The organism is Serinibacter arcticus (assembly GCF_003121705.1).
Lineage (GTDB): Bacteria > Actinomycetota > Actinomycetes > Actinomycetales > Beutenbergiaceae > Litorihabitans.
On sequence record NZ_PYHR01000002.1, the window covers coordinates 3,876,702 to 3,896,953 of the forward strand.

A 20,252-nucleotide genomic window follows, 5' to 3' on the forward strand; every position below is an offset into this window, starting at 1 on the left:
GCTGGAGCCAGATGTGAACCAGGACGGCGACGACCACCGCCCCGGCGCTGAGAACCGCGGAGCGACGGCGCCTCGACGGGGGTGCGGGAGGCGTGTGTTGCTGGGAGGTCATCGCGGGGTTCGCACCAATGGCTCGGTCTCGACAGGTCGATCGAGGGTATCGGCTGCGTCCCCGTCGGCCGAATGCTCGCGAGAAGGTGAGCCGGGTCACGACGTCGGAGCCGTCGTCGGCACGACAGCCACGTCGGGTATCCGGCGCGAAGGACGCACCCGATACCCTCGGGGGGATTCACGACAGTCGAACGACCGAGGAAAGGACCGCTGCCCGTGCGCATGCTTGTCACCGGAGGTGCCGGGTTCATCGGTGCCAACTTCGTCCACACGACGCTCGAGGAGCGCCCGGACGTCGAGATCACCGTTCTGGACGCCTTCACGTACGCGGGCAACGAGGCCTCGCTGACGGGGCTCGAGCCGCGGGTGACGGTCGTCAAGGGCGACATCGCCGACGCGGAGCTCGTCGACCGACTCGTCGCTGACTCGGACCTCGTCGTCCACTTCGCCGCCGAGTCCCACAACGACAACTCGCTGGCCAACCCGTGGCCCTTCGTCCAGACCAACGTGATCGGCACCTACACGCTGCTCGAGGCGGTGCGCCGCCACGAGGTGCGCTACCACCACATCTCCACGGACGAGGTCTACGGCGACCTCGAGCTCGACGACCCGGCCCGCTTCACGGAGAACACGCCGTACAACCCGTCGAGCCCGTACTCCTCGACGAAGGCCGCCAGCGACCTGCTGGTCCGCGCCTGGGTCCGCTCGTTCGGCGTCCGGGCCACGATCTCCAACTGCTCGAACAACTACGGGCCCTACCAGCACGTGGAGAAGTTCATCCCGCGCCAGATCACCAACGTGCTCGACGGCGTCCGCCCCAAGCTCTACGGCCAGGGGCTCAACGTCCGCGACTGGATCCACGTGACGGATCACAACCGCGCGGTCTGGACGATCATCGAGAAGGGTCAGCTCGGCGAGACCTACCTCATCGGGGCCGACGGCGAGGTGGACAACCGCACCGTCGTCGAGATGATCCTCCAGCAGCTCGGCCAGGACGCCGACGCGTTCGACCTGGTGACCGACCGTCCCGGCCACGACATGCGCTACGCGATCGACGCCACCCGTCTGCGGACGGAGCTCGGCTGGACCCCGATCTACGAGGACTTCCGCTCGGGCCTCTCGCAGACGGTGGCCTGGTACCGCGACAACGAGGCCTGGTGGCGCCCGCAGAAGCAGGCCACCGAGGCGAAGTACGCCGCCGCCGGGCAGTAGCAGGCGGCACCACGAAGGGCCGACCGCGTCAGCGGTCGGCCCTTCGTGGTGCCGGAGGCCGTTCTGGCCGGTGGTGGGGCTCAGGCCTCCGGGCGCATCCGCTTCCCCAGCACGAGGTAGGCGGCGCGACGCTGCCACGCGACGACGTGCGCGAGCAGGTCGCCCCGACGCACGTCCCCCTCGGTGATCGTGTCGGGGAACAGGGTCCGGGCCTCGGCGTGGAACTCCGCGGCCTGCTGCTGCTGCTCCTTCATGAGGCGGACGCTCCACTGGGACGCGCTCACCCGGAAGGCGGCCAGCGACCTCGGGACGGCGACCAGATCGCCCTGGGTCAGGACCCGGGCGTACGTGCCGGCGTCGATGTAGTACGCCTTGGTCCCGTCCCACCACCCGGTCTCCTCCAGCGCGGAACGACGGATCATCGCGCAGGCCGGCTCGCCGAAGATGTTGGTCCCGGCGCGGACCGTCGCGCGGACCGCCTCGGCGCCCCTGACGAGTCCGGACAGGCCGTCGAGGCCGCGGGCCTTGACGAAGGTCTTCCCGCGGGCGTCCACGAGATCGCGCTTGCAGGCCGCCATCACGGCGCCCGGGTGGGCGTCCAGGGCGGCACGCTGCTCGGCGATGGCCTCGGGGTGGATGAGGTCGTCGCCGCAGACGAGCTTGACGTAGGCGCCCGTCGCGAGCTCGCTCACCCGGTTCCAGTTGCGCGGGGCTCCGCCGCCGGCGGGGGTGTCGACCACGGTGATGCGGGGGTCGTCGAAGCTCTCGGCGACCTGACGGGTGCCGTCGGGGGAGGAGTGGTCGGCGATGATCAGCTCGAAGTCGGGATCCGTCTGGGCGAGGATCGAGGTGATCGTGGCGCCGAGGTAGTCGGCGTTCTTGTAGGCGGGGACGACGACTGAGACGAGCTCGGGCATGTGCTTCCTTGGGCCGGTGTCGAGGATTCTCCGCAGTAAGGTGCAGACGGAAAGTTCCAGCCTAGCGGGCGGCCCCAGCGGCGTGCCCCGGGCGAGCGGCCGCCGCATCGGGGGCTCACCACGAGATTCAGGAGTCCGCCAGGTGGAAGACGTGCAGGCCGCTGCCCCCGGACCGACGGGGGCCCCCGCGCCGACGGCGATCGGCCGGCGCTCGAGCCTGCGGATCACCGCGGCGTCGCTGCTCGGGGCGCTGTCCGGCTACGTGGTGCTCGCCGTCGTCGCCCGGAGCGTGTCGCTCGAGGAGAACGCCGTCTTCGTGACCTTCTGGTCCGCGTTGTTCACCATGTACGGGGTGCTGACGGGGATGGGCACGGAGACCGCGCGCTCCGTCGCCCAGGCCGGGCTTCACCCCGGGGTCGCGGGACGATCCAGCGTCGCGGCCGCCGTCAGGGTCGGGGCCGGGGTCGTGGGTCTCGGGGGGCTGCTCCTCGCCGCCACCGGGCTGCACGTCTTCGACGCCGAGCACCAGGTGCTCGCCTTCGTCGTCGCGCTGTCGGCGGCGGCCTACGCCGTCGAGGCGGTGCTGCTGGGCGCCCTCTCGGGACGCGGACGGTGGGACGCCTACGCGGGCATGCTGGGGCTCGAGGCCATCGCGCGCGTGGTGCTCGTCGGAGCCGTCGCATGGGTCGCGGCGACGGTGACGAACGTCGCGGTCGCGTCCGGTGCCGCCGCGGCGATGTGGCTGGTGATGGTGGCCGTCTCGCGCGACGTTCGCGAGGTGTTCCGCGCCGAGCTCGACGCGCCGTTGCGCGCATATCTGGGACGGGTGTCGTTCGCCGCGACGGCCTCGGGGGCGAGCGCCGTGCTCCTGGTCGGCTTCCCCGTGCTCGTGAAGATGACGACGGACAAGGCGATCTTCGACCTGGCGGCGCCCCTGATGCTGGCGATCTCGCTGACGCGGGCACCCATCATGGTGCCGCTCACGTCGTTCCAGAGCGTCATCGTGGCCCAGTTCGTGAAGAACCGATCCGGTGCCGGTCGGACCCTGACCCGCGCGGTGGCCGCGCTCGCGGCACTCGGCGTGGTGGGCGGGGCCGCCGCGTATCTCGTCGGACCCTGGCTGATGGCGTTCCTGTTCGGACCTGACTACCGGGTCGAGGGCTGGGTGCTGGCCGGCATGACCGTCGCCTCGGTCGGTACCGCGATCCTCACGATCACGGCGGCCCTCACCCAGGCGCTGCGCCGCCAGGTCGCCTTCGTCGCCGGCTGGCTGGTCGCGCTCGTGGTGTCCGTCGGACTGCTGCTGACCGGGCTGCCGATCGACCAGCGTGTCGTCGGTGCCCTGCTGATCGCGCCGTACGCCGGCGTCGTGGTCCACGCCGTCGCGATCGTGCGCGAGCTGCGGCGGCCGGTGGCCGCCGCAGCCTGACCTCAGCCGAGCAGGCGGAGCAGGTACTCGCCGTACCCGGACTTCACGAGCTTCTCGGCGCGCTCGCGCAGCTCGTCGTCGGTGAGGAACCCACGTCGCCAGGCGACCTCCTCGGGGCAACCGATCTTCATGCCTTGGCGAGCCTCGACCGTGCGCACGAAGCTCGTCGCGTCGGCGAGCGAGTCGAACGTCCCCGTGTCGAGCCAGGCCGTCCCCCGGGGGAGAACCTCGACACCGAGGCGTCCCTGCTCGAGATAGACCCGGTTGACGTCGGTGATCTCGTACTCCCCGCGGGGGGACGGCTCGAGGTCGCGGGCGATCGCCACGACGTCGTTGTCGTAGAAGTACAGGCCGGGGATGGCGTAGCTGCTCCGGGGGTGCGCGGGCTTCTCCTCGATCGAGACGGCCTTGAAGTCCGCGTCGAACTCGACGACGCCGTACGCCTTCGGGTCCGCCACCTGGTAGGCGAACACCGAGGCGCCGTCGATGCCGGCGAAGCGCTGCAGCTGCGAGCCCAGGCCGGGCCCGTAGAAGATGTTGTCGCCGAGGACGAGGGACGCCGAGTCGTTCCCGACGAAGTCGGCCCCGAGGACGAACGCCTGGGCCAGCCCGTTGGGTTCAGCCTGCACCGTGTAGGTGATGCTGATGCCGAACTGCGAGCCGTCGCCCAGCAGGCGCCGGAATGCTTCGGCGTCGTGCGGCGTCGTGATCACCAGGACGTCCTTGATCCCGGCGAGCATGAGCGTGGAGAGCGGGTAGTAGATCATCGGCTTGTCGTAGACGGGAACGAGCTGCTTGCTCACGCCCATCGTGATCGGGTGTAGTCGCGTGCCGGACCCGCCGGCCAGAATGATTCCCTTCATGGGGACAGTCTGGCCTACCGGGGCGCTCCTGTCGGTCAGCCCGGGGTCCGAGTCGGGTCAGACCACCTCGGGTGCCGGCCGCCCGAGGGTGGTCCACTGCGCCAAGGTCAGCGGGTACCCCGGACCTGTGATGCTGCTGTCGAAGTAGATCTGGCTGGAACCGGCGTAGCGCCAGACTCTCTCGCCACGAATCCCGACCACCTCCCTGGGGGTCGGGCGTCCGAACGAGGCCCACTCGTCAAAGGTGATCGTGCGGCCGAAGCCGTACACGGGCTCGAGCATGTACCCGATGCTCGGAGCCCAGGCGTACTTGTAGAAGGCTCGCCCCCACGCCTCGGGGGCCGGCGATCCAGCCTCGATCCACTCGGCGAAGGTCAGCTTGTGCGGGGTCTCGGCGTCCGAGGACTGCACGAAGATCTCGCTGGACGAGGAGTACGTCCAGAACGTCGATCCCTGGATCCACCCCGCGGCTCGCGGACTCGGCCGTCCGATCGACGACCACTGGTCGTAGGTCAGGTTCTGCCAGAGCCAGGTGTCGCGTCCGGGGGCGAAGAAGTGGACGGCGTGGATCTCCGACGACCACGGGTACCGGACGTAGTCCACCGGAGCCGGCCTCGGATCCGGAGAGCCGTCGGCCTGCCACTGCGCGAACTCGGCGGCAACGGTCGACTCGGTGCCGTCACCGTGGTGATCGTGCCGGTACAGGGTGGGGGAGTAGGGGACCGAGTAGTAGCCGTTCTCCAGACCCTGCGCGGAGGGGCCGACCACGACCGACACCAGGGCGAGGCCGAGGACGGCCGTGGAAGCGCCTCGCGTTCTCATGGTCGGGTCCGATCGATCAGTAGATGACGGGGGCCGGTCGGCCGAGCGCGCTCCACTGCCCGAAGGTCAACGGGAAGTCGATCCCCGTGATGGCGCTGTCGAGGTAGAGCTGGCTCGAACCCCGGAAGCGCCACACGTGCTCGTAGCTCAGGTGGTTCACGGTCTGCGGTGTCGGGAAGCCGAGGAAGGCCCAGTCCTCGAACGTCAACGTGTCGCCGTCACCGGTCGGGGTGTCCCAGACGTACCCGATGCTCGAGGACCACGGGTACGTGTAGATGCCCTGGTTCCAGAGCCGCTCGGGTGCGGGCGAACCGGCCGCCCGCCACTCGGCAGGCGTGAGCTTGTGCGCCGGCTCGTCCTCCCAGATGGCCACGAAGATCTCCGGAGACGACGCGTACTGCCAGTAGGTCGAGCCCTCGATCCAGCCGGCATCGCTGGGCGCAGGACGTCCTGCCCTGCTCCACTGCCCGTAGTCGAGCACCGACCACACCCAGTCCTCGCGGTCCGGACCGAAGAAGTGGACCGCCCAGATGTCGGAGGACCACGGGTACTTCACGTAGCGGACGGGGGCGGGACGGGGGGTGGGGAACCCCGACGACTGCCACATCTCGTACTGCGCGGGAAAGGTCACCTCGTCGCTGCCGCTGTAGTGCTCGTGGTAGTAGAGCGTGTCGGCGTAGGGCACGGAGTAGAACCCCGTGTCGACGGCGGAGGACGGCGCCGCCAGGAACGTGCTGGCCACGGCCAGCGCGACAACGGGGGCGAGAAGACGACGAACGCGCATGAGAGCTCCCTGCTGGGGCGGACCGAGATCGCAACCGTGGCACCGGTGTGTCGTGGCCGCAACGCAGAAGCGTCACGAATCGGTCTCGATCCATGACGGCACGACACCGCCCGACCCTCACGGGCCGGGCGGTGTCGGTGGCGATGCTGCGAGACGGACCCGGGTCAGCAGCTCGTCACGGCAGGGAAGCCGGCCGCGGCGTACTGCGAGTACGTCAGCGTGCCGTAGGCGGTGAGGCCGTTGTAGTGGATCGTCGCGCTCCCGGGGTACTTGCAGAACGTGTCGCCCGGGAAGCGAGAGACCGCTTGCGGGGTCGGGAATCCGAACTGCTGCCACGCGTTGAAGGTCACCGTTGACCCGCTGCCGCTGGAGACGTTCGTCATCTTGGCGACGCCGTCCCACCACGAGAGCTTCTGGAAGCCCTGGTTGTTGTGGAAGGCGGGCGAGGGAGATCCAGCCGCCTGCCACTCCGGGTAGGTCAGCTTGTGGTGGGTGCCGTCGGGCGCCTGCACGAAGAGCTCGTTGGACGTCTGCCACTGGTAGAAGTAGCTGCCCTGCACCCAGCCGGCGTTGCGCGGGGCCGGCGAGCCTGCGCGCTGCCACTGCTGGAGGGAGAGGTTCGTCCAGAGCCACGTTCCGCCGTCGAAGTACGTGACGGAGTAGATCGTGGGAGACCACGGGTACTTGACGAAGTCCGTGGGTGCCTTGCGCGGCGCCGGGAACCCGGCCTGCTGCCACTGGCTGTACGTGACCTGCTGCCAGCCGGTGTTCTGCTGGTTGTAGTACAGGTTGTCGGAGTACGGCACCGAGTAGAAGCCTGTCGGCAGGGCCGACGAGGGCGCCACCGCACCGACGAGTGCCACGACGCCGAGGGCGACGGCGGCGAGAGCGCGCTTGATGATCTTCATGTTCCCCCTGAGGGATGGTGAGGCGGTCAGGTACCGGCGGGAGCACGGTGCCCGAACGGTAGCGGTTCTGCGACGATGGTTGTGTCGTGACCGATCGACGGACCACCTCGTCCGGCGACGGGCGAGGTGTCCGCGCGCTCGTTCCGCCCCACCGCGCGGGAGAGGGTCTCAGCGGGTGGCGGGTGCGGGTCGCCCGAGGGCGGTCCACTGGTCGTAGGTGAGGCGGAACCCGTCGCCGGTGATGGGGCTGTCGAGGTACAGCACGGACGAGCCGGGCTTCTTCCACACGACCTCGCCGATCACGTGCGTGACGGTCTGGGGAGTCGGGCGACCGACCCACTCCCACGTCTCGAGGTCGAGGTTGTCGCCCGACCCGGTGGTCGTCTCGTCGAGGTACCCGATGTGGGCGGACCAGGGGTAGCGGTAGAACCCGGTCGTCGGGAACCGCTCCGGCGCCGGTAAGCCCGCGAGGACCCACTCGGCGAACGTCGCGCGGTGGTAGCCGGGGCCGGCGTCGGTGGGCATTCCGAAGAAGACCTCCGGGGAGGAGGCGTACTGCACCACGTTGGTCCCGTCGATCCAGTGGGCGAGACGTACGGTCGGCTGTCCGGCCCGCGACCAGCTCTCGTGGTCGAGGTGGTCCCAGTACCACTCGCTCGCGTCCGGACCGAAGTACTGGACCGCGTGGACGTCCGGCCACCACGGGTACCTGACGTAGTCCGTGGGTGCCTGCAGCGGGGTCGGGAGTCCTGCGGAGGCCCACTCGGGGTAGAGCACCGGCCGGACGCTCGTCGTCCCGTCGACGTGGTGCACGTGTCGGAGAAGCGTGTCGGTGTACGGCGCGGAGCAGAAGCCGGGCTCCAGCGCCTGCGCCGGGGCGGCCGCGAGAGTGCCGGCGACCGCGAGGGCGAGGACGGCTCCGAGAACTCGTGGACGACGAGACATGGTGGGCTCCGGTGGCGACGAAGGAACTCCGGCCGAAAGGTCACCCGTGCTGTGAGACCCCCTGGATCGACCGGAACCTGTCGCCGGTGGAGAGGTCGGTCGTGTGCACGATGGCCGGCGACCAGGAGTACCGGGAGGAGCCGCCCCCTCGCGTGGGCGGCCGCGGGCTCACGGCAACCGGTGGGCACGGCAGCCTCAGAGCCCGAAGATCTGCTCCAGGGTGGTCACGCCGGAGCGCTGCATGTGCGAGGAGAGCTCGACGCCCACGTAGCGCAGGTGCCAGGGCTCGTGGATGTAGCCGGTCACGTGCTCCATCCCGGCCGGGTACCGCACGACGAAGCCGTAGCGCCACGCGTTCTGGGCGACCCACTGGCTCGTCCGGGTGGCCCCGAAGCACTGTCCGAGGCCGCAGCCCGAGCCGGCCTCGCCGATGTCCACACCGAGGCCGAGCTGGTGCTCCGAGTGACCGGGACGGGCGCTGAAGCGGTCGGCCTCGGCCTGGCCGTGCGTGCGCACGTACTGGTTGTAGAGGTTGGCCTGGTAGTCGTAGGAGCGGTAGGCCGACACGAGAGTCATGGTGCGACCCGTCGCGGCGTTCGAGGCGGCCGCCAGCCGTTCCAGTGCGCCGGCGGCCTCCGTGCGCATGAGGGTGTTCCCGCCGGCGAGCGGGATGTTCACCTGGCGCAGGTCGCCGGGCACGTACCGCAACGGGTTCGTCGAGCGCTGCTTGTTCACGACCTCGGTGACGGAGCCGGCGGGGCCCGGTGTCACGTCCACCCGCACGGCCGGGAACCCGGCCGCCGCGTACTCGGCGTACGTGATCGCACGGTTCATGGTCGGGCCGGCGTACCAGACGGTGTCGGAGCCCACCTGGCGGTAGAACTGGTCGCCCGCGAACCGCTGCACGGCGAGCGGGCGGGGGAAGTTCTCCCTCGCCCACGTCGCGTAGCCGATCGGCCGGCCCTGACCGGCACCGACGTTCGTCATGTAGGCGATCTCGGAGGACCAGGAGAGCTTCGCGAACCCTTCCGAGCGCCGGACGGGCGCGACGTGGCCCGTCGCCGCCCACTCGCCGGCGGTCAGCCAGCGATAGCCGCCGTCCGGGGCGACGAGACCGACGTCGGGGCTGGTGGCCCACGTGTACACGTAGGAGCCCGGTACCCACCCCGTGGTCGACGGAGCGGGGCGGCCGGCCCGGACCCACTCGTCGTAGGTCAGCGTGCGCTGCGTCGAGGACGCGCCCCACCAGGTGCTGGCGTAGATCGTCGAGGACCAGGGATAGGACACGTGGATCGTGGGGGCGGGCGTCGGTGTCGGCCGGCCGGCCGCGACCCACTCGTCGTAGCCGAGGGCGCGGGCGTTCCCGGCGGCGACCGAGTAGATGGTGCCGTCGTAGCGCGTGGTGTACGTCCCGTCCCCGACGGCCTCGGCGCGCCCCGGCACGAGGATGGTGAGGGCGACGGCGAGCGCGGCGACGGCAGCCGTCAGCAGCCGCGAGCGGCGGCCGTTCGACGCTTCACCGGCAGGGGCGACGGCGGGGGAGGGGCTCATGCCTCCAGGGTAGGCGAGGCTCCGGGAGCGCGATCAGCCCAGGACGACGGGAGCGGCGACGTGCCACCGCTCGCTCCAGTCGCCGATCGGAGCGAGGCCGGCGGCGACGAGGCTGTCGTGGCCGAGCACCGAGCTCGCGGGGCGCGGAGCGGGGCGCACGAACTCGGCGCTCGTGACGGGCGTGACCATCGCGGGGTCCTTCCCCAGGGTCTCCACCACGGTCTGCGCGAACTCGAACCACGACGCCCGGCCCGACGACGTCGCGTGGTAGGTCCCACGCGGCGCCCCGGTCTCCAGCAGCTGCGTCACGATCTCCGCGACGTCGACCGTCCACGTCGGCTGACCGATCTGGTCGGACACCACGGTGAGCTGGTCGCGCTCGGACGCGAGCCGCGCCATCGTGCGCGGGAAGTTCGGTCCTCCGGCGCCGTAGAGCCAGGCGGTCCGGACGACCAGGGCGTCGCCCTGGAGGACGGCCCACTCGCCGGCCGCCTTCGTGCGGCCGTACGCCGAGGCGGGACGGACCGGATCGTCGGCCTGGTACGGCTCGGTGGCACCGCCGTCGAACACGTAGTCCGTGGAGATCTGCACGAGGCGTGCCCCGGAGGCGGTCGCGGCGCGCGACAGGAGGTGCGGTCCCACCGCGTTGAGGAGGAAGGCATCGGCCTCGCGCGTCTCCGCGTCGTCGACGGCGGTCCAGGCGGCGCAGTTCACGACCGCGTCGTAACCGCGGACCTTCTCCGTCACGTCCGCGAGGGAAGTGATGTCGAGGGTGTCCCGGTCGGCGGCGACGACGTCGTGGTCGGCCTCGAGGCGAGCGCAAAGGTCCTGACCCAGCATTCCGGCGGCACCGGTGACCAGCACTCTCATGCGACGACCCTTCGAGTTGGTGTGGTGGCTGCGGCCGACCCGGCCTCGCCCGGGTCAGTCTAGGCGGGCGGGAGTGGTCACCCCCGCAGCCCCACGACGCCGCTGCTCGCCGTCAGAGCCTCGATCGCCAGCGCCAGCTCGATCGCCGTCGTCCCCTCGCGCAGACCCTGCGCCGAGGCGGGTCCGGCCGCCAGCTCGGCGAACGACGTCGACAGCCCGCCGGAGACGATCGCCGGGTGCCCGGCCGACGCCGGCGCGAGCGGGCCGAGCGCGTCCGGCTGGGCGGCGACGTCGGCGGAACCGTCCAGCGCCGCACCGGGGAGCGTGCCGGGCCACCGCAGGGCGAAGGACGGGAGTGCGACGGCGGTCACGACGTCGCACTCGTCGAGCCAGCGCTCCGGGCGGGTGGTGACGACGACGTCGGGGTCGGCGCCGTCGCCCACGAGCCCCTCGCCGTCACCGGCGTCCAGGACGGCGGTCGCCCCGGTGACCCACGTCCCCAGGACCCACACGAGGCTGCGCCAGTGGACGGGGACGTCGATCAGCACGCGGGTCCCCGGGCCGGCGTCGACCTCCTCGACGAGCAGGTTGGCGATCTTCGCCGTCCAGTTCGCCAGCACGCGTCCGGACAGCTCCAGACGTTCGCCGTCGGTCGAGGACCAGGCCAGCCGGGGGCGGCGCCGTCGGCGAGGAGGCGCGGATACAGGGTCCGAGGATCGATGCTCATACGTCGAACCTACGGCGATCCCCGACCGACACGCCGGTCGAGACGTGATAGATACCACCGCTCGGCTTGACTCCGTGGGGATGACACGCGTGTAATTCGATGAACGCCGTGCAGGGGGCAGGGCGAAGGACTATCTAACTTGGAGGCGCGGATGTGGAACATCCTGGGTGAGGGCCCGCTCTCCTCTCCGTCCGCCTGGAGTGCAGTCAACGCCGGGCCGTACGAGGGCGAAGGCGCTCTCGGCTGGCAGGAACGTGCGCTGTGCGCCCAGACGGACCCGGAGGCGTTCTTCCCCGAGAAGGGCGGCTCCACGAGGGAAGCGAAGAAGGTGTGCGTCTCGTGCGAGGTACGGGGCGAGTGCCTCGAGTACGCGCTCGCGAACGACGAGCGCTTCGGTATCTGGGGCGGCCTCTCGGAGCGTGAGCGCCGCAAGCTCAAGCGCCGAGCGGTCTGACGCGTCTGGTCGCCGTGTCCTCAGTCGCACCTGTGCGTGAGCCCCGTTCGGTGCTCACGGTCCTGGTGACCCGTGGGGTCACGCCCTGGCTGTCGGCGACGCTGCGCGCCCTGGGCGCGCAGGAGTCCACACCCGACCGGATCCTCGTGGCCGTCTGGGACCCGACGGCGATCGTCGCCGTGCGGGACGCCCTCGCCGAGGCGGGGCTCGACCAGGCCGACGTCGTCGCGACCGGCGGGGCGGCGACCTTCGGGGCCGCCGTCCGCACCGCGATCCGCGACCACCCCGCCGTCGTCGGCCAGTGGCTGTGGCTGCTGCACGACGACAGCGCGCCCGAACCGGGGGCGCTGTCGGCGCTCCTGCGGACGGTCGAGCAGGGGTCCTCGATCGTCGTGGCCGGGTCCAAGCAGGTCGAGTGGGCGGCGCCCGACGAGCTCATCTCGGTCGGTGTCGGTCTGACGCGCTCGGGGCGCCGGTTCACGGCGCTCGAGGAGAGCGAGATCGACCAGGGACAGTACGACGACCGTTCCGACGTGCTCGCCGTCGGCACCGCCGGCATGCTCGTTCGCCGCGACGTCTGGGACGAGCTCCGGGGTCCCGATCCCGCGCTCGGCCCGTACGGCGACGGCGCCGACCTGGCCCGCCGCGCCCGACTGGCCGGCCACCGCGCCGTCGTCGTGCCCCGCTCCGTGGTGCGGCACGCCCGCGCCAGCTACACCGGCCAGCGGCACCCCGAGCACGGCGAGCCGGCGGCGCTGGACGCCCCGGTCGAGCCCGTCCGCAGCTGGTCCGCCCGACGACGGGCCGTCCTGCACTCCCGGCTGGCGGGTGCGACGACGGCGGGCTCCGTCCTCCTGCTCCTGGGCATGTTCGTCCTGGCCCCGGTCCGGGCGCTCGCCCGCGTGGCCACCAAGGAGTTCGCGCTCATCGGCCCCGAGCTGCGGACCCCGTTCGCGACGGCGGCCCACCTCGCCGCCGTCAGCCGCGCGCGCGCGAACGCCCGCCGCACCGCCGTCGTGCCGCGCCGCGTGCTCGCACCGCTCCAGGTCGGTCCCGGCGCGCAGCTCGCCGCCTGGCGCGACACCCGGCTGCAGCGCGCCTCGCTGCGCCGGTCGAGCCGCGCCCGCTCGGAGCTGGAGAAGGCCGAGGCCGCGTCCCTGGCGCGTCGTCGCCGGCTGGCCCTCCTCGGTGTGACGGTCCTGACTGTCGTCGTCGCCCTGGTCACGGTCGGTCACTGGGCCCTCGGCGACGCCCTCCTCGGCGGTGCGCTCCTGCCGGTGGACACCGGCGTGCGCGACCTGTGGACCCTCGCGACCTCGCCGTGGCTCGCCGTCGGCGACGGCCACGCCGCCCTCCCGCAGCCCCTCCTGGCGGTCCTGGCGTTCCTCACCACCGTCCTCGGCGGCTTCTGGGGCACCCCGGTCTCGGCCACGATCGCCGTCCTGACGGTCGGCGCGATCCCGCTCGCGGCGCTCGGTGCCTGGTTCGCCGCCGGTGCCGCGACGCGCGGCCTCGCCGCCCGGGCGTGGGCCGCGGTCGTCTGGGCGCTGGCCCCGACGCTCCTGATCTCCCTCGCCCAGGGCCGCCTCGGCTCGATCGTGGCCCACCTGGCACTGCCCTGGGTCGCGCTGGGCGTGGCCAGGGCCCTCGGCGTCCAGCGCCGCGACGTCGTGCTCGGCGGCATGGTCGGCGCGCGCCGGGTGCACGCGGAGGTGCCCGACGACGACGGACCCACCACGCGCAAGGCCCCCGTCCCGCCCGCCAGTGCCGCTCGCGCCCGCGGGTCGATCGGTGCCGCCGCCGCGGCCGGGCTGGCGTTCGCCGTCGCCTGCGCCGGGGCGCCGCTGCTGCTCCCGCTCGGCCTCGTCGCCGTCGTCGTCATGCTCCTCACGCTCCCGCGCGTCACGACCGGGGTGCAGGCCGGCCGCGGTCGCCTGGTGCTCGTCGTGCTGCCCGCGATCGCGCTCGTCGGCCCGTGGCTCACGGCGCCGTTCGGCACCGCGGGGACGGGCACCCAGGAGTCCTCGCTGGACTCCGTCGTCCGCCTCCTGCTGTCCGAGCCGGGACGCCCGCTGCCGCAGGACGTGCCCGACGCGTGGCAGCAGCTGCTGCTCTGGCCGGGCGACCTCGCTCCGCTCCCGCCCGCGCTGGACGTGCTGGGCGCGGTCGGCCCGTTCCTGCTCACCGGACCCGTCCTCCTCGGGGCCGTCCTCGCTCTCCTGCGGGGCGGGGCGCGTGGCCGCACGGTGCGGATCGCCTGGGCCGTCGGCGCCCTCGCGCTCGCCGGCGCGGTTCTCGTCACCCACGTCCCCGTCGGCGTCGCCCTCGACACGGCCACCGGGGCCGAGACCGCCGTGCCGGCCTGGTCCGGCCCCGCCGTCTCCCTGCTGCTGCTCGCCCTCCTCGTCGCCGCGGTCGTCGCCGCCGACGGACTCCAAGTCCGGCTGGGCGAGAACACCTTCGGGTGGCGCCAGCCCGTGACGGCCGTCGTCGCCGCCGTGCTCGTGATCGCTCCGCTCGCCTCCGCCGTCGTGTGGACCTGGTCCGTGCGGACCGATCCCGCGCTGCTGGCGGTCCAGGTGCGCGAGGACGCCCCGGTGCCCGCGCTCGGCCGCCAGGTGCAGTCCTCGGCCGCCTCGGCGCGCGTGCTCTCGCTCGCCCCGACCACCACCGGCTACGACGTCCAGGTCTGGCGCGGCGCCGGCCCCCAGCTCCTCGACACCGCGACCGCCCCGCACGCGCTCGTCGGCGCCCTGCTCGACCCGTCCGTCGCACCTCCCGACGCCGCGGACGAGGCGCTCGCCGTCACGGTCGCGCGCCTCACGGTCGCCGCCGACGAGGCCGCGCCCGCGCTCGTCGAGCACGGCGTCGCCGTCGTTGTCGTCCCGCCGGTCGACTCGGTCGTGCGACCGGGCGTCGACGCGACGGCGCGGGCGGAGCTGGTGGCGAGTCTCGACGGCACGGCCGGCCTCGAGCGCGTCACCTCGAACGCCGCCGGGACCATCTGGCGCGTGGTGACCGACACCGGCGTCGCGCGGGCCAGGGTGCTCGAGAGCGACGCCAGCACCCCCTCGGCCGAGGTCGTCGTGACCGGCCGCGACCTGCCCGTCGGCGGCCTGACGTCCGGGCTCGTGCGCGCCGGTGGCGAGGTCCTCCCGAGCGAGCAGGACCGGCTGGTCGTGCTCGCCGAGCGAGCCCACCCGGGCTGGCGCGCGACGCTCGACGGCCGTCGCCTCGAGCACACCGACCTCGACTGGCGCCAGGCGTTCACGCTGCCGGCCGGCGCCGAGGGGCGGCTGACCCTGACCTACGTCGACCCGCTGCGGACCGTCTGGACCGTCGGACAGATCGTCGTGCTCGGGCTCGCGGGCCTGCTGGCCCTGCCGACACGACGCCGCACGCCGGGGGAGGACGCATGACCGACGACAGCACGCGCACGAACGGGGCCGCGAACGTGCCCGGGCGGAGGGGGAGCCGGAGGAGACGACCGCGTCGCCGTCGCTCGCCTCGCCCTACCAGCTCGAGGCCCCGCCGGAGGTGCCGGCCGCGGAGGAGGAGTCCGCGGACGGTGCGGACCAGGGGGGCCCGGTCGCGGCACCCGCCGCGCCCGACGCGACGACCGAGCCCGGTCCGACGACGCCGGCCGACGGCGACCCCGCCGGGACAGCCGGGACCGTGGGGACCGACGGGACCGAGACCGTCACCGGTGCTGCGGAGACCGGCACCGCGGCGACGACGGCGCTCCCCGCCCGGATCGCCCGCTCCTCACGCGAGCCGAGGGCGCCGCGCGAGCCCAAGGCGTCGCGCGAGCCCAAGGCCGGTCGTGAGCCCAGGGCGCCCCGCGCTCCGAAGACTCCCCGCGACCCGAAGACCCCCGCGACCGCGCCGGCCTGCGCCGCGCGGGGTCGATCGTCACCGGCGCGCTCGTCCTGGCGCTGGCCGGCGGCGTCGTCCTCGGCAGCGACCTGCTCGACCGGACGGCGCCGGCCTCGGCCGACCCGCTCGCCGTCGCCGTCCCGCCGACCCAGGTCGCGCTCGCGTGCCCCGGACCCGTCGCACCGCTGGGCGGCGCCACCGGCTCGACGGACACCGAGCTCGGCGGAGCGTCCGTCTCCACCGCCACCGTGCGCGGCCTCGTGCTGCCGCGCGAGTCCGGGACGGCCGCCGCCACGCTGGGGCCGCTGACCGCCGTCGACGGCGCCGCCCCCACCGACCTCGCCGGCTCGGACGCGGCGCTGCTCACCGTCCTCGAGGGCGCCCCCGGGGCGACCGTGCTCCGGGCCGAGCCCGACGAGCGCACCGCGGCCTACGCCGTCGCCGCGAGCGTCTCGCGCGCCGACGAGGGAGACCTGCGCGGCCTGACCGGTGTCGCGTGCCCGCCCGCCGCGACGTCGTCGTGGATCGTCGGCGGGAACACCCTGATCGGCTCCTCGGCGATCCTCACGCTCCGCAACCTCGGCGCCACCGCGGCGACCGTCACGCTGCGGGCGTGGGACGCGGTCGGCGAGGTGCCGGTGAGCGGCACCAGCATCCTCGTCCCGGCCGGCACGGAGGTGCAGCAGGCGCTCGAGGCGAGCACCGCCGACGTCGAGCGCCTCGCCGTGCTCGTCACCGCCACCGGTGGCCAGGTCAGCCCGACCATCCAGACGTCCCAGCTGACCGGTCTCACGCCCGCGGGCACCGACGTCCTGGCCCCGACCACGATGCCCGCCCTGGAGCAGCTGCTCCCCGGCGTCGTCCTCACCTCCACCACGGTCGACGAGCCCGACCCCAGCCTCGTGCGCATCGTCAACCCCGGCGACGAGGCGACGACCGTCACCCTCGAGCTGCTCGGCAGCGACGGACCGCGCCGGCTGACCGACGAGGCCGGGCTCGTGATCGAGCCCGGCGCCGTCGCCGACGTGTCCCTCGCGGGCGCCCCGGCGGGCACCTTCACTGTGCGGGTGACGGCCGAGGACCCGATCGTCGCCGGGGCGATGCTCGTCCGCCGCGGCGAGCCCGCGCCCGAGGACCCCGACGTCCCCGTGCTCGAGCGCGCGTGGCTCCCGGCCGTGCACGGGGCGACCGACGCGGCCGTCACGGCCCCCGGCCTCGGCTCGCTGGCAGACCGCGGCGTGCTCGTGGTCGGCAACGGCGAGGAGACCGACGCCTCGGTCGAGCTGACGGCCTACGACTCGCGCGGCGAGATCGTGGCCGAGCGGGCGGTCAGCGTCCCCGCCGACAGCTCCGCCGCGCTCGAGCTGACCGCGCTCGGCGCCGGTGCGGTGGCCGTGACCATGAGCGCGCCGACGCCCGTGAGCTCAGCCGTCGTCCTCACGCGGGGCGACGTGCTCGGCGAGATGATCGCCGTCGTCACGGCTCAGGCGGACCCGCAGGTCGAGCGCTCGGCGGCCGTCACGATCTCGGGCTCCTGACGGCTCACGACGCCACGACCGCTCAGTCGCCGCGGAACCCCGGGTCGACCTCCTCGGGAGGGCGACCCAGGAGCTGGGCGACCTGCTCGACGATGACGTCGCGGACGAGCGCGCGGAGCGTCTCCGGATCGTCCGCCCGGCCCTCGACGACCCGGCGGTAGAGCACGATGCGGTGGGCGAGCCCCGCGGCCGGGTCGGCAGCGAAGTAGCGCCCCAGCGGCACGCCGTGCTCCCACGGCGAGGGGTCCGACGGCGGGACGTCCTCGACCGCGTACTCCACGCCCCGCAGCTGGGACTCCCAGCGCCGCTCGAGCGCGTCCACCGCCTCCAGGACGGCGTCGTCGAACCGGTCGGCGCGGCTGCGTGCGGCCGGCATCCCCGGCGGCAGCAGCGGTCCGCGCACGCCGTGGCCGCGGCGGTCGCGCCGTCGCGCGCCCCGGCGGGAGGGGATGGCGACGTCGGCGGGGCCGCTGCCGTCGCCGTCGACGGCGTGACGGGGCGTGGGGGAGGGCATGGCACCACGGTAACGGGGCGCGGAGGAGGTAGGTTGGCAGGCGTGAGACCAGCCCGTCAGTGCATCCGCCCCACGTGCGCCCAGCCCGCCGTGGCGACGCTGACGTACGTGTACGCCGACTCCACCGCGGTGCTCGGCCCGCTCTCGACGCACGCCGAACCGCACTCCTACGACCTGTGCGGCGCCCACGCCGAGCGTCTGACGGTCCCGCACGGCTGGGAGGTGGTGCGGCTCGACGTCGACCTCACCCCCGCCGCCCCGACCTCCGACGACCTCGTCGCCCTGGCCGACGCCGTCCGCGAGGCGTCCCGCACCGTTCCGCGTCGGGCCACGCCGCCCGCGCAGGGCCGCCCGGTCCTTCCCGAGCCGCCCGTGTCCGCCGAACCGAAGCGCCGCGGGCACCTGCGGGTGCTCGACGGAGGGGAGTGACCATGACCCGGGCCGACTGGATCAGGCAGGCGCTGCGGTGCCCCGTGACGGGTACCGAGCTCGTCGATGCGACGGGCCCCGACGGCACCCCCGAGCTGCGCAACACCTCGGCCGAGCGTCCGCTCGCCTACGCGGTGCGCGACGGCGTCCCGGTGCTGCTGCCGGACGAGGCGCGACCCGTCGAGGGCTAGCCGCCCCACCAGGTCTACGATCGCGGGCGGCGCACCATCGTGCGCCGGTTCAGCGGTAGGAGATCGACATGTCCACTGAAGGTGGAACCAAGGCCATCCTGGCGGCGCTCGGCGCCAACCTGGGGATCGCCGTCACCAAGTTCGTGGCGTTCGCGCTGACGGGGTCCTCGTCGATGCTGGCCGAGGGCGTGCACTCGGTCGCCGACTCGGGCAACCAGCTCCTCCTGCTGCTCGGTGGCCGCCGTGCGGTCCGCGCCGCCGACGCCGAGCACCCGTTCGGCTACGGCCGCTCCCGCTACTTCTACGCGTTCGTCGTCTCGATCGTGCTGTTCACGCTCGGTGGCCTGTTCGCGATCTACGAGGCGTGGCACAAGTTCGCCGACCCCCACCCGATCGAGGGTCGGTGGTGGTGGGTGCCGCTCGCGGTCCTTGCTCTCGCGATAGTCATGGAATCCTTCTCGCTCCGGACGGCGGTGCGCGAGTCCCTGCCGCACAAGGGCGAGCAGTCGTGGTGGTCCTTCATCCGGACGTCGAAGTCGCCCGAGCTGCCGGTCATCCTGCTCGAGGACCTCGGTGCGCTCATCGGCCTGGTGCTCGCCACCGTCGGCGTCTCGCTGACGCTGCTCACGCACGACGGCCGCTGGGACGCCCTCGGGTCCGCCGCGATCGGCGTGCTCCTGGTGATCATCGCGTTCGTGCTGGCGCGCGAGACGCAGTCGCTGCTGCTCGGCGAGAGCGCCGAGCCCGGGGTCCAGGCGCTCATCCGCGAGGCGCTCGTCGGCGGCGGCGTGACCTCGGTCATCCACCTCAAGACGCTCCACCTCGGACCTGAGGAGGTGCTCGTGGCCGCCAAGATCGAGGTGCCCTCGGCCGCCACGGCCGCCGACGTGGCGCACGCGATCGATGCCGCGGAGGTGCGCGTGCGCGAGGCGGCCCCCGTCGCGCGGGTCATCTACCTCGAGCCGGACCTGCGCCGCGCCGTCGAGGACGCGGCCGCGGTGGCTCCGTCGGCCGCTCCGTCCACGCCGCCCGCCTCGCACTGACAGGTTCCGCCCCGCACCGGCACGCCGACCACGCCCGACCACGTCCGGGCACGCACGAGCCCCGGGCCCGACCGTGAGGTCGGACCCGGGGCTCGGGTGCGTGACGGCGGGCTCAGCCCTGCGAGCCGCCGGTGATGCCCTCGACGAAGTCGGGGTTGGCGTCGAGCCACGCGGCGGCCGCGCCCTCGAGGTCGTCGGCGTAGGCGTCGTCGTTGAACATCATGTTCTCGACCTCGAACAGCTGCTCGTCCGTCATCTCGAAGGACTCGATCCAGCTGACCAGGATCGGGAACCGGTCGGCGATGTCGGCGGAGCCGAAGGTGTGGATCTCCTCGGCCTCGCCGAGCGTGCCCTCGGGGTCGGCGAGGTCGCGGATCGGGAACGCGTCGTAGGCCCAGTGCGGGCGCCAGAGCGTCACGGCGACGTTCTCGCCGGCGGAGGTCTTGGAGGACAGCTCCGCGAGCATGGCCGGGGTGGAGGACGTGATGTAGTCCATGCCCTCGAGGCCGTACGTCGGGATGACGTTGTCGGTCGTGGCGGTGGTCAGGCCGGCCCCGGCCTCGATGCCGACGAGGCGGTTGTCGTACTCGGACGCCATGGCGGCGAGGTCCTCGAGGGACTGCGCGGGGGAGTCCTCGTTGACGGCGATCGTCAGCTTGGCGTTGTCGTACCAGACGCCCAGGTCGGTGAGGTCGGAGGAGTAGTCCTCCCAGTAGTCGGCGTGCGTCAGCGGCAGCCAGCCGTCGAACATGAGGTCGAAGCCGCCGCCGGCGAGGCCGGTGAAGAGCACGCCGATGTCGGCGGTCTCGGTCTCGACGGTGTAGCCCTCGTCCTCGAGCATGGCCTTCCAGAGGTGGGAGACGGCGATGCCCTCGTCCCAGCCGGACGGGATGCCGATGCGGACGGTCTCGTCGGTCTCGACGGCGTCGTCCCCGCCGGTGGCGGACGTGCCGCCCTCGGTGGACTCGCTGCCGCAGGCGGCGAGGGTGAGGGCGAGGCCGGCGGCCGCGAACGCGGCGACGGAACGACGGATGGTGGTGCTTCTCATGGGGATTCCTTCCTTCGGCT

General features: G+C 73.0%; 20 protein-coding genes. 8 read left to right on the forward strand and 12 right to left on the reverse strand.

Annotation, left to right across the window (positions count from 1 at the left end):
- Positions 1-327: 327 nt before the first annotated feature.
- A complete protein-coding gene (gene rfbB, locus C8046_RS17205) occupies positions 328-1,323 on the forward strand; it encodes a dTDP-glucose 4,6-dehydratase (protein WP_109230496.1) in 996 nt (331 codons plus the stop codon).
- A gap of 80 nt (positions 1,324-1,403) precedes the next feature.
- Here the strand turns inward: rfbB and C8046_RS17210 are convergent, their stop codons facing one another.
- Positions 1,404-2,240: a glycosyltransferase family 2 protein gene (locus C8046_RS17210; protein ID WP_109230497.1), complete on the reverse strand. Its 837-nt coding sequence runs from the start codon at positions 2,238-2,240 to the stop codon at positions 1,404-1,406.
- A 142-nt stretch (positions 2,241-2,382) separates the two neighbouring features.
- Here C8046_RS17210 and C8046_RS17215 point away from each other — a divergent pair, with 142 nt between their 5' ends.
- The gene (locus tag C8046_RS17215; RefSeq protein ID WP_146197208.1) at positions 2,383-3,669 is read left to right on the forward strand and encodes a lipopolysaccharide biosynthesis protein; all 1,287 of its coding nucleotides are present in this window, start codon (positions 2,383-2,385) and stop codon (positions 3,667-3,669) included.
- Between the two features lie 2 nt (positions 3,670-3,671).
- On the opposite strand, the gene rfbA is transcribed toward C8046_RS17215, so the two are convergent.
- The 8 genes from rfbA to C8046_RS17255 form a co-directional block, all read right to left on the reverse strand.
- Complete coding sequence (gene rfbA, locus C8046_RS17220; protein WP_109230499.1) at positions 3,672-4,532, reverse strand: glucose-1-phosphate thymidylyltransferase RfbA; 861 nt, start codon at positions 4,530-4,532, stop codon at positions 3,672-3,674.
- A gap of 57 nt (positions 4,533-4,589) precedes the next feature.
- On the reverse strand, positions 4,590-5,354 hold the full coding sequence (locus C8046_RS17225) for a hypothetical protein (protein WP_109230500.1): 765 nt from the start codon (positions 5,352-5,354) through the stop codon (positions 4,590-4,592).
- A gap of 16 nt (positions 5,355-5,370) precedes the next feature.
- Entirely contained in the window at positions 5,371-6,138 is a 768-nt protein-coding gene (locus C8046_RS17230; RefSeq protein WP_146197209.1) for a hypothetical protein, read from the reverse strand.
- Positions 6,139-6,302: 164 nt separating this feature from the next.
- The gene (locus tag C8046_RS17235) at positions 6,303-7,046 is read right to left on the reverse strand and encodes a hypothetical protein (RefSeq protein WP_109230502.1); all 744 of its coding nucleotides are present in this window, start codon (positions 7,044-7,046) and stop codon (positions 6,303-6,305) included.
- 168 nt (positions 7,047-7,214) lie between these two features.
- On the reverse strand, positions 7,215-7,991 hold the full coding sequence (locus tag C8046_RS17240) for a hypothetical protein (RefSeq protein ID WP_109230503.1): 777 nt from the start codon (positions 7,989-7,991) through the stop codon (positions 7,215-7,217).
- 195 nt (positions 7,992-8,186) lie between these two features.
- The gene (locus tag C8046_RS17245) at positions 8,187-9,542 is read right to left on the reverse strand and encodes a M15 family metallopeptidase (RefSeq protein WP_109230504.1); all 1,356 of its coding nucleotides are present in this window, start codon (positions 9,540-9,542) and stop codon (positions 8,187-8,189) included.
- A 33-nt stretch (positions 9,543-9,575) separates the two neighbouring features.
- Positions 9,576-10,412: a dTDP-4-dehydrorhamnose reductase gene (rfbD, locus tag C8046_RS17250; RefSeq protein ID WP_109230505.1), complete on the reverse strand. Its 837-nt coding sequence runs from the start codon at positions 10,410-10,412 to the stop codon at positions 9,576-9,578.
- Between the two features lie 77 nt (positions 10,413-10,489).
- The gene (locus tag C8046_RS17255) at positions 10,490-11,197 is read right to left on the reverse strand and encodes a TIGR03089 family protein (protein ID WP_268921379.1); all 708 of its coding nucleotides are present in this window, start codon (positions 11,195-11,197) and stop codon (positions 10,490-10,492) included.
- 93 nt (positions 11,198-11,290) lie between these two features.
- On the opposite strand from C8046_RS17255, the gene C8046_RS17260 reads away from it, so the two are divergent.
- Positions 11,291-11,593 (forward strand): WhiB family transcriptional regulator, encoded by a 303-nt coding sequence (locus C8046_RS17260; RefSeq protein WP_109230507.1) that lies wholly within the window; start codon positions 11,291-11,293, stop codon positions 11,591-11,593.
- Between the two features lie 32 nt (positions 11,594-11,625).
- Complete coding sequence (locus tag C8046_RS17265) at positions 11,626-15,012, forward strand: glycosyltransferase (protein WP_146197210.1); 3,387 nt, start codon at positions 11,626-11,628, stop codon at positions 15,010-15,012.
- A 93-nt stretch (positions 15,013-15,105) separates the two neighbouring features.
- Here C8046_RS17265 and C8046_RS17270 read toward each other — a convergent pair whose 3' ends face one another.
- Complete coding sequence (locus C8046_RS17270) at positions 15,106-15,408, reverse strand: hypothetical protein (RefSeq protein WP_109230509.1); 303 nt, start codon at positions 15,406-15,408, stop codon at positions 15,106-15,108.
- A gap of 309 nt (positions 15,409-15,717) precedes the next feature.
- Between C8046_RS17270 and C8046_RS17275 the strand changes: the two genes are divergently transcribed.
- Positions 15,718-17,007, forward strand: a complete 1,290-nt coding sequence (locus tag C8046_RS17275) for a DUF5719 family protein (protein WP_109230510.1) — start codon at positions 15,718-15,720, stop codon at positions 17,005-17,007.
- 22 nt (positions 17,008-17,029) lie between these two features.
- Here the strand turns inward: C8046_RS17275 and C8046_RS17280 are convergent, their stop codons facing one another.
- Positions 17,030-17,521 (reverse strand): metallopeptidase family protein, encoded by a 492-nt coding sequence (locus tag C8046_RS17280; RefSeq protein WP_199224510.1) that lies wholly within the window; start codon positions 17,519-17,521, stop codon positions 17,030-17,032.
- A gap of 42 nt (positions 17,522-17,563) precedes the next feature.
- Here C8046_RS17280 and C8046_RS17285 point away from each other — a divergent pair, with 42 nt between their 5' ends.
- From C8046_RS17285 to C8046_RS17295, 3 genes are all read left to right on the forward strand, one after another.
- Positions 17,564-17,950, forward strand: a complete 387-nt coding sequence (locus C8046_RS17285) for a DUF3499 domain-containing protein (RefSeq protein ID WP_109230511.1) — start codon at positions 17,564-17,566, stop codon at positions 17,948-17,950.
- A gap of 2 nt (positions 17,951-17,952) precedes the next feature.
- On the forward strand, positions 17,953-18,141 hold the full coding sequence (locus C8046_RS17290; RefSeq protein ID WP_109230512.1) for a Trm112 family protein: 189 nt from the start codon (positions 17,953-17,955) through the stop codon (positions 18,139-18,141).
- Positions 18,142-18,209: 68 nt separating this feature from the next.
- On the forward strand, positions 18,210-19,184 hold the full coding sequence (locus C8046_RS17295; RefSeq protein ID WP_109230513.1) for a cation diffusion facilitator family transporter: 975 nt from the start codon (positions 18,210-18,212) through the stop codon (positions 19,182-19,184).
- Positions 19,185-19,296: 112 nt separating this feature from the next.
- Here C8046_RS17295 and C8046_RS17300 read toward each other — a convergent pair whose 3' ends face one another.
- Complete coding sequence (locus C8046_RS17300; protein ID WP_109230514.1) at positions 19,297-20,232, reverse strand: glycine betaine ABC transporter substrate-binding protein; 936 nt, start codon at positions 20,230-20,232, stop codon at positions 19,297-19,299.
- Positions 20,233-20,252 lie beyond the last annotated feature (20 nt).